The following is a 14234-nucleotide window of genomic DNA, read 5'->3' as shown; positions in this document are numbered from 1 at the left end:
TTTGCTTTGTTCTAAGTAGGCACACAAAAATAGGTTAGAGAGTCTTATCAAATCAAGACTATCTAACCTACTGTTTTATTTATGGTTATCACTTAACTTCTTGAATTAAACCACAGCTTCGCCTTTCGCTCGAATACTAGATTCTTGCTTACCTAGCCCGTATTCCTTTTTGATTTGATCTGCGACTTTTTCGGCAATCATAATGGTTGGCGCGTTTGTGTTTGCCCCAATCAGTGTCGGCATCACTGAAGCATCAATGACTCTTAAATTATTCAACCCATAAACTTTAAGATCATTATCTACCACGGCTAATAAATCACTACTAGGGCCCATTTTACAGGTTCCGACCGGGTGATACTGGGTATCCGCACGATTTCGAATATCTTGCTCAATAGCCTTGTCATCATTGGCATCGACCGGATAAAAAGCCTTGCCACGGATATCATCAAACGCCGCACTTTCTAGCATTTGATACTGCTTCTTCCAGCCTTTAATCATGATGTCCATGTCTTCAGGGTGACTGAAAAACGCAGGATCGATCTTAGGCGGATCATAAGGATCACTACTATTGAGCGTTACCGTGCCTATACTTTTCGGTCGTAGCAAGGTGACATGAGACGTAAACCCATGACTGGTATGGATTTTTCTTGCATGGTCATCGACAACAGCGACCACAAATACAAACTCTAGATCCGGCACAGCGATATGATCTTCTGAACAAAGAAAGCCAATCCCTTCTGCAAAGTTGCTGCTCATCTTGCCACGGCGTTCTTTGTGCCATAACGGTAAAGCTTTGGTCATTTCAGAGGCCATTTGCAGCGAAATACCAAATGTTTCACGCTTTTCACTGCATTTGTACGAATGGACTAAGTCGATATGGTCTTGAAGGTTCTTACCCACTCCAGGCAATTCATGAACCTGTTCGATGCCATGCGTCTCTAGCTCAGCTTTAGCGCCGACACCCGACAGTAACAGCAATTGGGGGGAACCAAAGGCGCCAGCGGATAGAATCACTTCTTTGTTGCATTGGATCTGATAACGCTGTCCGTTAGAGCCATATTCGACTCCGACCGCTTTCTTACCTTCGAACAAAACTTTATGTGTAGTTGCTTTGGTTACGACCGTGAGATTCTGTCTAGAAAGATTTGGCGTTAAGTAAGCCTTGGCAGCACTGCACCGTTCGCCATTCAGCTGGGTTACCTGCGTCGGCATCGCCCCAAACTGAGCCGCGCCGTTGATGTCTTCATTACGAGGTACCCCTATCGATTCACAGGCCGTTAAGTAACGTTCCAACATTGGGCTTGGCGATCGAAGGTTTGCCACATTCAGAGGACCACCTTGGCCATGAAATTCATCTTGGTGAACTTCGTTGTTTTCCGCTTTCTTAAAATAAGGTAAACACGATTCATAGCTCCAACCTGCATTACCCAAGCTTTCCCATGTATCGTAGTCGTAACGGTGCCCACGAGCGTACATCATGGCATTGATAGAACTAGACCCGCCAAGTGTTTTACCTCTCGGCTGATAGCCTCTACGACCGTTCAAACCCGGCTGTTCAACGGTTTCGAATGCCCAATTGTTGAGTTTGGTTGGCATCATAGCAACCACGCCAACCGGAGTATGGATAAATGGGCTTGTATCTTTACCACCCGCCTCCAATAAGCACACCGTAACATTCGGGTCTTCCGATAACCTTGAAGCCAATACACACCCTGCAGAGCCGCCACCAACAACAATAAAATCATAACTATCCATTGATCGTCTCCGCTATTTGTAATGGGTGTAATTCTCGCTTCAATATTTTACCTGTCGCCGTCATCGGTAACGCTTTCCGTATGAATACCTTACGTGGGTATTTGTAATCAGCTAGCTGCTCACGGCACCATGCTATCAAAGCCTTACTATCACATTCTGTATGTTCATGAAGCACGACATGTGCATGAATCTCTTCGCCTAAATGGTCATGATGTTCACCAACCACCGCGACCATTTCTACATCAGGGTGACACATCAAAACTTCTTCTACTTCACGCGGATACACGTTGTAACCACCACGGATGATCATGTCTTTAACTCGATCGACAATGAACAAATTGCCGTGCTCATCGATACGTCCGATATCTCCCGTTAAGAACCAACCGTCTCTGATTGCTTCTGTCGTAGCTTCCGGTCTTTTATAGTAACCCTTCATGACACTTGGGCTTTTGATACACACTTCACCCAGCTCTCCCATCGAGACAGAGTTACCTTGTATATCTGCGATTTTAATTAGATGACCGCACAAAGGTTGGCCAACACTGCCTGACAATCGGTCACCATCAATATGGTTAAACGTAGCAACGGGCGCTGTTTCAGATAAACCATAGCCTTCCAATACAGGAAGCTCAAAGCGCGATTCAAATCGTCGGATAACCTCAAGAGGCATAGAAGCACCGCCAGAAACGCCGAGCCTTAAGCTGTGTTTGACCTGTTCAGAACGTTTGTTTGCGTTATCTGAGCTATCAGGAGATTCTTCACCAGCACGTAATAGCGCGATATACATGGTTGGAACACCAGCAAACACACTCACTTTGTGAGTAATGATCTGTTCAATCACCAGTAACGGTTCAAAGCGCGGAATCAACACCATGGTTGAACCCGTTAACACGCTCGCGTTCATCATGACTGTCTGGCCGAAACTGTGGAATAAAGGGAGTGTGGCCATTGTCGTGTCACTGTATTCCAATCTCATTAAGTACTGAGACGACATCGCGTTAGTTTGCATGTTGGTGTGAGAAAGCTCAGCCCCTTTTGGCTGACCCGTGGTGCCTGAAGTGTAGAGGATCACCGCGGTATCATCACCATGGCAAGCCACTGACTCAAAGGTTGTTAAAGGTTGTGCTAACCAGTCAGCCATTGATTCATGCTGCTCATGTGCTTCAGTAGAGGAAGATGCGATGCTGGCTAGAGTTGAGATGGAAATAGCTGGTATTGGCATCTCGATAAAATGCTCACAGTGATCTGCTTGCTCAAAGCCTTGAAATCCATAACGTCCAATGGGTAGCTCTTCACTGCCCTCAAAGCATAAATAGGCTTTTGCATCGGAATCGTTGAGGTGATAAGCAATCTCTCTGGCCTTAAATAGTACGTTCAAAGGCACAACTACACACCCCGCTTTTAAAATCCCGTAATAAGCGATTGGGAAATACGTAACATTCGGACACGACAACGCGACCTTGTCCCCTTTCTGCAACCCAAGCCTTTTCAGGTTGGCGGCAACATTTCCGGAAAATTGTTCTAACTGCGAAAAACTGAGTTCATCCGTGCCCATGCGCAGAGCGGCTTTAGTTGGAAAAAGCGAAGCGCTGCGCTCCAAGTTAACAGCAAGATTGTGCATCCATGATCTCCTTATTCGGCTTGACCTCGCGGTCTTATTCGCCTTAGACGTTTTAATCGTTGTAATAAGTGTTGTCTTTGTTGCTATCAAAGCCTGCACATTGGCGTGTCATGTAGGTAAGAGTATTTATTGAGCAAAATAGTAGTTATTGAGCAAAATGTTTGAGACGTTCCAATATGCAACCCATCAAATTACAACATTTCGATAACATTTATAACAGGTTTCAAAAAGACAAAAACCGGTGATATTCGGACACAGCTCTATCAAACCTTGTAAAACCTCCCACACATAAAGCAAAAGTTTGAACAAGCTTGGGAAAGTGAGAACAAGCGACAAGCGAAAATGTTAAGAGTTCGGTTAAGATGGGAATATTCAACAAGAGGCATCCTATGGAATACACCGCAGTGTACGAACCCGATATGCAAGCATTCGGTATTCTTGATCTTCAATTACTGCATCGCTATATGTCACCCGCCCTCCATATCGAAGCATTATTGGAAGGCAGTAACATTGATGATCTGCAACTCAACACGCCAGACACCCACATTACCTTGGCGCAAAAGTTGGCGGTGTTCAGTAACGCATTGGCGAACACTGATGAAGGTGGTTTAGGGTTAAGAGTCGGCCAACAAGCACGGTTTAGCGACTTTGGTGTTCTAGGTTATGCGGTATTCAGTAGTGAAACACTATTAGATGCATTGCTGATTGGATTTAAATATCTGCAACTTGCAGGGCCAGTACTTAGAAAAACGATGTCAGTAGAAGATAACGTTGGATACTTTAGAGCCGAACAGCTGATCGACTTGGACTCGCTGCTGCCATTTTGTTGCGAATATTGGTTCACCGCAATTCAAAGCCTGTGTGAAGAAGTAATGCAACAACCATTCCCATCCCAAGTGATCCGCTTCCCTTACCCGAAGCCAGAATACGGCGACCTCTACACGGAGATTTTCCGTTGCCCCGTTGAATTCAATAGTGATCGCCTTGAATGGCAGTTTGATGCAACAAGTTTGTACTCGCCTCTTCCTACCGCCAATACCATCACGCTGCAGATGTGTCTGAAATCGTGTGATGACATGTTGGCAAAAGTCAGTGCGTCCACCAGCCTAAAAGAAAAAGTCTCTCAAATGCTACTAGAGAGGCCTGGATGTTACCCTTCGATAGAATCTATTTCATCAGAATTGGGCATGTCTTCTCGAACGCTGCGTCGACACCTGAAAGCAGCTGATACAAGTTATCAGAAGATACTTGATCATGTTCGCTTTCACCTTTCCCGGCATTACCTCTCTTCAACTCAAATGAGCATTGAAGAGATATCCGAGCGCGTTGGGTTTTCAGACAGCGCTAACTTTCGACATGCCTTTCGTAAGTGGAGTGGAAGCTCGCCCAGGCAATACCGAAAAGAAGTGGTCTAACACCAAATAGCACATCAAATTAAATTCCAGTGGTGCCAGTTAATATCTAATCGCTTTCTAAATTAAATAGCCGATGAACAAAGGTTTAACTGCTTTTTGACCGCATAAAACTTTGCCAAATCGTAAAATATCACAATGGTATTTTAGTTTAGATTTTCGATAAATATCTTTTATCTTCACGACCATTTTTATTCGTTTTACCCAATTCAGTTTCTCCCCCATAGTCGCGGAAAATTCATCGTTTCTTTCACTATTTAGAGGCTCCTGCATTGGACAGCATCCAACCAACAACTCGCATAACTGTTCCGGTTATTGCATTGTCTTTTTACGCGATCGCTTCAGGCTATTTAATGAGTTCATTACCATTAATGTTGTCTGAGTATGGCTTAGACAAAAATCTATCGAGTTGGTTGGCGAGTGCATTCTATGCAGGGCTTTTAGCCGGTACGTTATTGATTGAACGTGCGATTGCACGTGTTGGTCACAGAGATGCGTTTGTTATCGCTCTGGCTATTTTTATCGCAACGATCCTTGTGTTACCACTCATCCCACATCAAGCGGTATGGTTATTAGCCCGCTTTGTCGCTGGTGTAGCGGTTGCAGGTATCTTCGTGATTGTAGAGTCTTGGTTAATGAGCGGTGACGAATCTCAGCGCGCGAAACGCTTAGGCGTTTACATGTGTTCGCTATACGGCGGCTCTGCCGTTGGTCAACTTGGCATTGGATACCTTGGTATTACAGGCGGCGTGCCTTTCATCGCAATGTTCACCTTGTTGTTTGGTGCAATTATTGTGTTGATGTACGGACAAGCGACAGCACCACAAATTCACGATGCTAAGTCTCTATCACTGAAGCAAATCAGCAAACTGAGCCACAGCGCACTAATTGGTTGTATTGTATCGGGGCTAACACTTGGTTCTATTTATGGCTTGATGCCGGTAGAACTGGCTCAGCGCAACATCGCACACCAAGATATTGGTGGTTTGATGGCGTTAGTAATTATGGGTGGTATGGCTGTTCAGCCGATGGTGACATGGTTATCTCACCACATAGGACAAGTGTTATTAATGACTCTGTTCAGCCTACTAGGGGTTGCAAGCATTGGTGTACTAACGATAAACCATGATTTCTACGTACTAGGCATGAGCCTATTCGTACTGGGCATGGCAACATTCGCACTTTACCCAATTGCGATTAACTTAGGTTGTCGTAACTTAGACCCAAGCTATCTAGTGTCAGTGACTCAGGTTATGCTGTTGTGTTACAGCATCGGTTCAGTCGCAGGACCATTGGTTGCAGATAGCTTTATGGATTCACAAGCGGGATTATTCACTTACCTGTTCGCGTCTTTACTCGCTACAACGATCTACATGTTGATTGCTAGCTTAAAACGCTCTCCTCTACAGATTGCAGGCGAGTAAGTTCGAATGGCAACTATCCTCCTCAGGTAGGATAGTTGCCTCTAGAGCTCTTAGTTATGACTTTCCGTCTAACGAAGAGCTCTTTTTGTTTGATGACTTCTGAGCAAAAATCGACAAAAAGTATCAATAATAACAATCGAGGTGCTCTTCAGGTTAAGGCTGAAATATGTAGCCTTCACCAGTAATGGTAATGATTAGGCCATCCCCGAATAGTGATCTGATCTCAGATATCGCAACAATCACTGACGAGTTAGTGACTGACCCATTCTCCCAGCCAATCTTCTTCAATTACCCGACACTGAACAATTTCCCTCGGTTTTGATTCATAAACAGAATAATCTTACGATACGCTAAAGGCATGGTAGCCAGAACATAGCCATTTTCAACATTGCGAATAAGTTTGGTGTCGAGTTCAACTATTTTTCCGTTGAGTTCAAGTATTACGTTGTGTTCAGAGTGGTGAGTATCTATTACAGGATAGGCGTCCATTTTTATACAATTCCCTTACGATATAGCCAGCAACAAAGTTAAATTCAGTCATTTTTGTATAACGTCGCTTATAAGTGGACGTTTAAAATCGAAGATAATGAAAGCAGTGTATACGGTAAAGAGATTAAATTTTTATTATTAATATATGAACAGGATATCAATAAAGGGTAATTAATCCTCCAGTACATAACCTTCGTTGGAAACCGTTTTTATACAACGACAGTCTAAGATCCTTCTTATCTCGTAGATAGCAACCAATACTGAAGCTGATGTCACGGCTTTAGCCGCCCAACCTACACGCTTCAAAACTCGCTTACTGATCACATGTCCTTTATTTTGATACAAGTAAAAAAGAACCTTACGATGAGGCTCTGAAAGCGTCCCTATTATCGAGCCACACTCCTGCTTCCGGACGATCCTCGTACCAGATTGAAACTCTTTTTTATTTAGAACCCACTTAGACGGAAGTTTAAAATCGTCTACGTGATTCGCTATTTTTGGTATGGATTCCTCACGTTTCATAAGCAGTCGTCTTTTAAGATATTTCCAATATTATCGAATGGTACAAAAATACTAAATTGATAGATCACTTAATACCGTACATTTACTGCAAAATTGATCTTGTGGAATTGTTCTAAAAAACGAATTTTTAGTGGACAACCAACTCTACCCGGGAAGTCGATGGCTTTTACGGTATTGGCTTGGAGATAAACCAAAATGCTTTTTAAAGCGATGTGAGAAGTTATAAGGATCTTTGTAACCCAAACGGTTGGCAATCATCGACACCGACCAATCTTGGTATTTTAACAAACTGGTCGCTTTATCCATTCGTAGTTGAATCAACTTGCTGCGTGGGGATAGGTCGAAGAGCGTTTTGGTAACTCGATTAAGCTGCTCTTCGCTGATAAACACCCTTTGAGCCATACCAGCTACTGTCCATGGTTGATGCAGACTACTTTCAATTTCATTATAGAGCGCTTGAACACGAGCGGTGGTGCTTGTTGATTTAGGTTCAAACCCCGTCAACGTTCGGACTATTTCACTCAAGAGTAACTTACGGTAACTGGCTCGGCCCCCTATCTCAAAGTAAACCAAGTTCATTAGCGACCAAACCTGTTCACACTCTCCGAACGGTACAATCCCCTGACCTAGACTTGCGATGTGCAACCATTGCTGAGTGTCGGGGGTCAACATCCACGCCATTTTCCAATAGTTATATTGCGGATCGAGTTCAAAACGAAATGGGGTTCCGGCAGGAAGAACCACCAGCGTATACGGTGTAATCGCTTGTACTGATGTCGTGGTTGTTAGAATGCCGCCACCTTCCATAGTGAAAATCAACGTATGAACATTAACGGATTCTCGCTCAACCCAATAACCATCGTATAGTTTTGCCATACCGCCCATATAGACACCAAAGCTTTTCATCTCTGGGATATCTTCAACGGTCAAAAAACGTTCTTTGCAATGTTCCGCGAGAAAAACATCATCTTGCCACGTTGATTTAGCCTCCATGGCATCAATGACGGATTCGCACAGGTTTTGTTGTTTTTTAAACATGTTGTTACTTCACTCAAATCACTATAGTTCTGCCATAAATCGGAGAGCTTATGACAACTAACATCAACCCTAACTCATCTATGAATAACAAGCCAGAGAGCATATTACCTCGTATCATTAAACTTGGTTTGCCTGTTGCTTTGCAAAGTGCGCTGGTTGCTATTCTTGCTCTTGCTGACGTCTTGATGGTTAGTGACTTTGGCATGGAAGCAGCTGCCGCTGTGGGAATTGCATCAAAATGGCACTTCGTTGCTATTATGATTATGGCAGGGTTGGCCTCAGCAAACGGAACATTAGTCGCTCAATATTGGGGAAAGAACGACCATAAAAGCGCGCGCACAGTGTCATCTATCGCGATGGTGTTTGGTTTAAAAGTTTTGCTGCCTGTTACAGCAATCATCACTCTTGGTTCTCAGTTTTTAATGATGTTGCAAACTAGCGATCAAACCGTGATTGAACTTGGCGCGACTTACCTATGGTATGGCTTCCCTGTTCTGCTGCTGACTCACATTGTTGTCGTGGTAGAAGCTAGCATGCGCTCATCAGGTGACACCGTAACTCCACTATTGTTAGGTGGTATTACTATTGCACTCAACATTGCGCTTAACTTCGTTCTAATTAAAGGGGCTTTCGGCATTCCAGCAATGGGTGTTGCAGGTGCGGCATTGGCGACAACCTTAGCGCGATTGATTCAAGTGGGCTTGATGTATAGCTACATGCGTGTGCGTAAACACTGGCTGCTAACCACCCCAAGCTCACCGCATCGCCCGTCATTGTGGTTGTCGTACCGTCGTATTGCTTTACCGTTGACGATGAATGCCGTGTTGTGGGCAATGGGCACAATGGCATATCAAATGATCTTTGGTCACATGGGCACGACAGAGCTTGCGGTGTTCTCGATGCTCGCTCCGTTCGAATCGCTGTGTTACTCGATCTTCTTTGGTATCTCCGTAGCGTGTTCAGTATTACTTGGCCATTCGCTGGGTCGTGATGAATTTGATGATGCTATGAGCATGGGCCTAACATTCATTAAAGCCGTCGTTGGCTTTGGCGCTGTCGTTGGCTTGCTACTGTTTATGGGTAAAGAGCATGTTCTATCATGGTTAAACCTTTCTACAGATGCATTGTACCCGCTTGCTTCGCCAGCAATGATGATCATGTGTTTTGCAGTGGTGATTCGTATGCTCAACATGGTGATCATTAACGGTATTATTCGTGCTGGTGGTGATAACGCTTTTTGCCTACGAATGGATTTCATCGCGATGTGGATGGTGGGTATTCCAGTATGTGTTTATGGGGCGTTTGTCGCTGGATGGGATTTCAAATACATCTATGGTTTGATGTTGGTAGAAGAAGTGGTGAAGTTAGCTATATGCTCGCACCGCTACTTGAGCCGACGCTGGATCAACAACCTCACAGTGACCTACGACGAGCCTCAAGCCGTGTAGCTTTATACATAAAGTATGCTTTCTACAAGACTGCCTTCTGATAATGCAGTTAGCAGAAACACAAAAGGTCTGAGCAATCAGACCTTTTTCGTTTATTCAGCGACCACTTTAAAGCGTCAGTTACTTCTTATTCATTCGGATATGGCGATTAGACACGTTCGGCAGTGGCTTCTCTGGCACTTTCCGCTTCTCATGAATCAAATGTCGAATCGCTAAAATAGGATGCTTGAGTAGCATTCTTGGCCCAGCATAACGCATCACCAAACGCATTTGCTCTTTTGGGTCAGGCTTATAACAATGAATCGGACACTTATTGCAGGTCGGTTTTGCTTCGCCATAGGGGCATCTATCAAGTCGTGTCTCTGCATAACGCAACAGTTGCTCACACTCTTCACATAACGCGTTATTCTGACGAACCGCACCGTGGTGATCTTTGCAATAGATGTGCACCATCGCAATAACGGTTTTGTACTCCATTGCGAGTTCGCCTTGTAGAATGTTGTTATGTTGGAACATGATTAATTACCTAATGAGAGACCGTACAGGTTGAGTTCTAGATCTAAAATGATTATCCTCCACCGCATAAACTAAATACAAGGCTATGCAGCAATGAACCGTAAGAAAAAAATCAATCAAATTCTAAAGAAAAGACAGAAACAGGCGAATTCTAAACTGCATGGTAGCAACAAGCCTCGCTATATTTCTAAAGCTGATCGCGCAAAAATGGAAGCTGAAGAACAAGCGAAAGCCGCTCTAGAGCAAGCTGAAGGTTCAGTAGAAGCAACGGTTGAAGCCGAAGAAGCTGGTGTCGAAACTAAAGAAAAAAAAGCTGCAGAGTAAGTTTTAAACTCGCAGTATTCTTGCCAGGCACTCTGACCAGAGGCAACGAACAAGAACAAAAAAGCAGCCTCTATTTGGGCTGCTTTTTTGATCCTACCGTATTAACCTAGCGACTTAGCTATTCAATTAACCTTTGAATGGTTTAACTTCCCAACGTGCGAACGGCGCTTTTGCATTAATCCCTGCTCTACCCCAACGGTCAACAGAATCCACCACTAAGATACGCTCATTCGGTACCAATGATTTAATCAAGTTACTTGGCTTTTTCGCTGTAACTAACCATAGCGCGTCATCTTCAGAAAACATCGCTTTGAGTTTGGCCTTGTCTTGTTCTGTCCATTCCAGTTCAGCTTTGAACATACGTGCTTCAACAAACAGTTGGCTACCAGAAGCAAAATCTTCCAAGCTTTCTGAAAGCAACAATACTGAATCTACGTCGTTATCCAATAATACCGCTTGTTGCTTGTTAATCAGTTCACGCACATCCAACATCACACGTTGTAGGTTGCTATCAATCGTCTCTGCTTGCGCTGGCCACAATAACTTAAAGTCGTCAGCCACGATTGCCGCCATGCGCGTTAAGTTAGTTGGGTTTAACCACGCGAACTTAGACACATCACCACTCGATAGCGTCAACGCGGCAACACCTTGCGCGCGCGGTGTAATCGCTTGAGCGGCATCCACCTCAACCAAACGGATGTTGCCTTGCCTTGCGTATACAAATGTAGGATCCGCTTGCCAAATGGATGACAGCGTTAACGCAACGGTCGCCTTCTCTCCTGACTTAAGTACCTTGCTTTCACCCTTAGTGCCAAACCAGTTAGGTAGGCGATCTATACCGTAGCGTTTTGGTGGTAGGTATTCGGTCGTAATGTCGGTGCCTTTGGTTAGCTCTGTCGCCAAAGCATAAGTCACAGGTGTACTGGTTAGGATATCCTCTGCATTTACGTTGAAAGACACCATTGAAGCACCTAACAACATACTGACTGCACTCACTTGAGCCGTTGCTTTTAGTGAACTTGAAATACGATTCATTAAAGAAGTCATGATTATGCCTTTCTTACAATTCGGTATAGCGTTGCCGCTAAGAAAAACGTTGCAGAAACGATGATGATTGAAGCGCCTGATGGCACTGGAAGTTTTAATTCCATAGGCAACACAGTCCCAACCAAACACGCGATGGTTGCCAGTAACGCGGACAGTAAAACAAAGCTGCCCATGCGCTTAGTTAGCAATCGCGCCGTAGCACCAGGGATCAGCAATAACGCGCCAACCAGAACCGCACCCACTATTTTCACCGCTGCAATCGTCACTAGAGTGATCATCATGACAAACAGGTAGTCGTAGAAGCTGGTGTTATAGCCACGCACCTTGGCAATATCAGGGCTGATACAAGTCAGAAGAATGCGGTTGAACGTCGGTATCAAGAGTAAAATGATGATCGCGCAACTGCCTGCGAGAATTGCTAAATCTTGGTCTGTTACCGTAAGAATCGAACCAAACAACACGTTCTCAAGCATGTGGATATTGATCTTACGTGCCACGTACATCAACAATGCCGCGCCAACCGCTAACGCAAGCGCAAGGAAAACGCCGACTAAGGTATCGTATGGTACGTTGGTTCTGTTTCTTACGAAGTGAAGAAGCAAAGCAAAGATCATACAGAAGCTAAACAAGCCAATAATTGGGTTTTCTGGTGGCTCACCAAGCAGAACACCGATAGCGATACCAGTTAAAGCCGCGTGGCCGACGGCTTCAGAAAAGAAAGCCAGACGCTTGGCAATCACCAAAGTACCCAGGCCACCTAGTAACGGCCCCAGTAACAATGCAGCAACCAGCGCATTCACCATGAACGCATACATGAAACTGTCAGATAACCAACCCGCTTCAACGCCACTAATGGCAAGTTGTCGTAACCATTCCATTACGCAACCTCCTTCGATTTAGCGATGGCTGCACCACTACTGTAATGCTGGAATAAGCTTTCAATTTTACTTGGATGCAGTACTTGTTCATGTGGACCACTATCAACCAAGAATCGATTCACAACATGTACATTGGCTTCAAGGCGACGCACTGCGGTGACATCGTGGTGAACAGCAAGAATCGTGCGGCCTTCATCAACACATTCACGAATTAGAGATTCAAGATAACGAACGCCCTGCTCATCCATACCAGTAGTCGGTTCGTCCAACACTAGTAAGCTTGGGTTATCCAATAACGCTTGTGCAAACAACACACGTTGCTGCTCACCACCCGATAGCTGTCCCATACGGCGGTCGCTACGAGTCGCCATACCAACACGATCGAGTTGTGCTAATGCAAGATCCAATTGCTTGGACTTACGACGCCAAAACAGCGGAATTCGAGTTTGGTTAAGCAGGACGAAATCCATTACCGTCAGAGGTAAGCTCGATTCGAAGGTCGCTTTTTGAGGAACGTAACCAATGCTTGGCTTTTCTGGCCAATGAATATTGATTTGACCAGAAAAAGGCGTCAAACCAAGAACTGAACGCAGCAAAGAGGTTTTGCCACCGCCGTTTGGCCCCATGATCACATGGCACTCACCCGCTTTAAGATCTAGCGTGATATCGTCAAGAATCACGTTGTTGTCGTATTGCAGACCGAGTTGGTTGATTGAAATCGATGGACCTTGCATTACGCCTTCCCGCTTTTAGTCAGGTTAGCCGCAGCAAATTTCATGGCTTCGATTAACGTTTCTAAGTTCTTCTTCATCTCAACTTCTACCTTATCGTCTTGATACTCACCGTGCGTCATGTGAGAGAACCGGTAAAGCTGAACGCCTGTTTCTGCTTCAATCGTGTCAACAAAGCGATTTGGCATGTTTAGCTCGTAGAACAGAACATCAATGCCCGATGCGCGGATTTTCTCGATCGTATCTTGCAGTTGGCTCGCACTTGGTTCAACACCGTGTGCAGGCTCAATCACCGCCGCGACATCCACACCAAACTCTTGAAGGATATAACCATAAGCATTGTGCGTGGTCGCCACTTTCATACCTGATGTATCGAGTTCACCTAATGACAACATCGCATCACGTTTCATAAATCGAAATTGCTTGGCGTACTTACGTGCGTTCTTGCGATAAAACGTGGCGTTGTCTGGGTCGAGCTTAGAGACTTCACTCGCAATGGTGTACACCTTTTGGATTGTTGTAGAAAGTCCAACAAACGTATGTGGGTTCACCGCGCCTTGGCCAACAGACTGGCCTAATGCAGGAAGTAGAGGTACTTCTTTGTTCGCTTCAATAACCATTAAATCATCACGTTGCGCAGCTGAAATGACTTTTAATGCGAAGTCATCGTGGCCAATACCGTTTACCACGATTGCATCCATCTGGCTCAATCTCTTCAAGTCATTCGGTTGTGGTAAGTAGTTATGCGGGTTAAAGCCAGCATCAACCAAAGGAAGGATGTTCACTTTGTCACCTACCACAGCTTTTACGTAGCTATAGTAAGGCTGTAGGGTAATACCTATCGTCAACTTGTCGCTGTCGACTGTGTATTCTTTTGCCAATGCATTGGGTGTCGATAGCACCGCCATTAACGACATCAATAGAGTCATGAATCGCATAGTAAATCTCTTATTATTTGTGAACTTATGGTCAATGAGCTGATTAGTCCGTAAGCTTTTTGATTTTGTGAACATCTTCTTTTTGAACATA

At 44.6% G+C, this 14234-nt stretch carries 13 protein-coding genes and 1 pseudogene; 4 read left to right on the top strand and 10 right to left on the bottom strand.

Translation table 11 applies throughout. The annotated features are described in order from the left end of the window. Positions 1–105 precede the first annotated feature (105 nt). On the bottom strand, positions 106–1755 hold the full coding sequence (locus K08M4_RS18365; protein WP_086050917.1) for a GMC family oxidoreductase: 1650 nt from the start codon (positions 1753–1755) through the stop codon (positions 106–108). After that, on the bottom strand, positions 1748–3376 hold the full coding sequence (locus K08M4_RS18360) for a long-chain-fatty-acid--CoA ligase (RefSeq protein WP_086050916.1): 1629 nt from the start codon (positions 3374–3376) through the stop codon (positions 1748–1750). The genes K08M4_RS18365 and K08M4_RS18360 overlap by 8 nt, the downstream gene beginning before the upstream one ends. Before the next feature lie 389 nt (positions 3377–3765). Between K08M4_RS18360 and K08M4_RS18355 the strand changes: the two genes are divergently transcribed. After that, positions 3766–4791: an AraC family transcriptional regulator gene (locus tag K08M4_RS18355; RefSeq protein ID WP_086050915.1), complete on the top strand. Its 1026-nt coding sequence runs from the start codon at positions 3766–3768 to the stop codon at positions 4789–4791. 269 nt (positions 4792–5060) lie between these two features. Next, positions 5061–6212 carry an MFS transporter gene (locus K08M4_RS18345; protein ID WP_086050913.1) on the top strand — a complete coding sequence of 384 codons (1152 nt, stop codon included), beginning with the start codon at positions 5061–5063 and terminating at the stop codon, positions 6210–6212. A gap of 153 nt (positions 6213–6365) precedes the next feature. On the opposite strand, the pseudogene K08M4_RS18340 reads toward K08M4_RS18345, so the two are convergent. From K08M4_RS18340 to K08M4_RS18330, 3 genes and pseudogenes are all read right to left on the bottom strand, one after another. Beyond that, a pseudogene (locus K08M4_RS18340) lies at positions 6366–6701 on the bottom strand (helix-turn-helix domain-containing protein). A 171-nt stretch (positions 6702–6872) separates the two neighbouring features. Further along, the gene (locus tag K08M4_RS18335; protein ID WP_086050912.1) at positions 6873–7223 is read right to left on the bottom strand and encodes a winged helix-turn-helix domain-containing protein; all 351 of its coding nucleotides are present in this window, start codon (positions 7221–7223) and stop codon (positions 6873–6875) included. A 144-nt stretch (positions 7224–7367) separates the two neighbouring features. Next, positions 7368–8261, bottom strand: coding sequence for a helix-turn-helix domain-containing protein (locus K08M4_RS18330; protein WP_086050911.1), 894 nt, complete (start codon positions 8259–8261; stop codon positions 7368–7370). A gap of 50 nt (positions 8262–8311) precedes the next feature. On the opposite strand from K08M4_RS18330, the gene K08M4_RS18325 reads away from it, so the two are divergent. Beyond that, positions 8312–9709, top strand: coding sequence for an MATE family efflux transporter (locus K08M4_RS18325; RefSeq protein ID WP_086050910.1), 1398 nt, complete (start codon positions 8312–8314; stop codon positions 9707–9709). A gap of 120 nt (positions 9710–9829) precedes the next feature. Here K08M4_RS18325 and K08M4_RS18320 read toward each other — a convergent pair whose 3' ends face one another. Further along, the gene (locus K08M4_RS18320) at positions 9830–10225 is read right to left on the bottom strand and encodes a nitrous oxide-stimulated promoter family protein (RefSeq protein ID WP_086050909.1); all 396 of its coding nucleotides are present in this window, start codon (positions 10223–10225) and stop codon (positions 9830–9832) included. 93 nt (positions 10226–10318) lie between these two features. On the opposite strand from K08M4_RS18320, the gene K08M4_RS18315 reads away from it, so the two are divergent. Continuing rightward, the gene (locus K08M4_RS18315) at positions 10319–10549 is read left to right on the top strand and encodes a DUF2986 domain-containing protein (protein ID WP_086050900.1); all 231 of its coding nucleotides are present in this window, start codon (positions 10319–10321) and stop codon (positions 10547–10549) included. 126 nt (positions 10550–10675) lie between these two features. Here the strand turns inward: K08M4_RS18315 and K08M4_RS18310 are convergent, their stop codons facing one another. Genes K08M4_RS18310 through K08M4_RS18295 form a run of 4 tightly spaced genes read right to left on the bottom strand, consistent with a single transcriptional unit; the run spans position 10676 to position 14143 of the window. Further along, on the bottom strand, positions 10676–11596 hold the full coding sequence (locus tag K08M4_RS18310; RefSeq protein WP_086050908.1) for a metal ABC transporter substrate-binding protein: 921 nt from the start codon (positions 11594–11596) through the stop codon (positions 10676–10678). Between the two features lie 2 nt (positions 11597–11598). Continuing rightward, on the bottom strand, positions 11599–12474 hold the full coding sequence (locus K08M4_RS18305; RefSeq protein WP_065113037.1) for a metal ABC transporter permease: 876 nt from the start codon (positions 12472–12474) through the stop codon (positions 11599–11601). Beyond that, positions 12474–13208, bottom strand: coding sequence for a metal ABC transporter ATP-binding protein (locus K08M4_RS18300; RefSeq protein ID WP_086050907.1), 735 nt, complete (start codon positions 13206–13208; stop codon positions 12474–12476). Before K08M4_RS18300 ends, K08M4_RS18305 begins: the two co-directional genes overlap by 1 nt. Beyond that, positions 13208–14143: a metal ABC transporter solute-binding protein, Zn/Mn family gene (locus K08M4_RS18295; RefSeq protein ID WP_086050906.1), complete on the bottom strand. Its 936-nt coding sequence runs from the start codon at positions 14141–14143 to the stop codon at positions 13208–13210. Before K08M4_RS18295 ends, K08M4_RS18300 begins: the two co-directional genes overlap by 1 nt. Positions 14144–14234: the final 91 nt, after the last annotated feature.

The organism is Vibrio syngnathi (assembly GCF_002119525.1).
GTDB lineage: Bacteria > Pseudomonadota > Gammaproteobacteria > Enterobacterales > Vibrionaceae > Vibrio > Vibrio syngnathi.
This window is presented reverse-complemented; position numbering and strand designations above follow the sequence as displayed.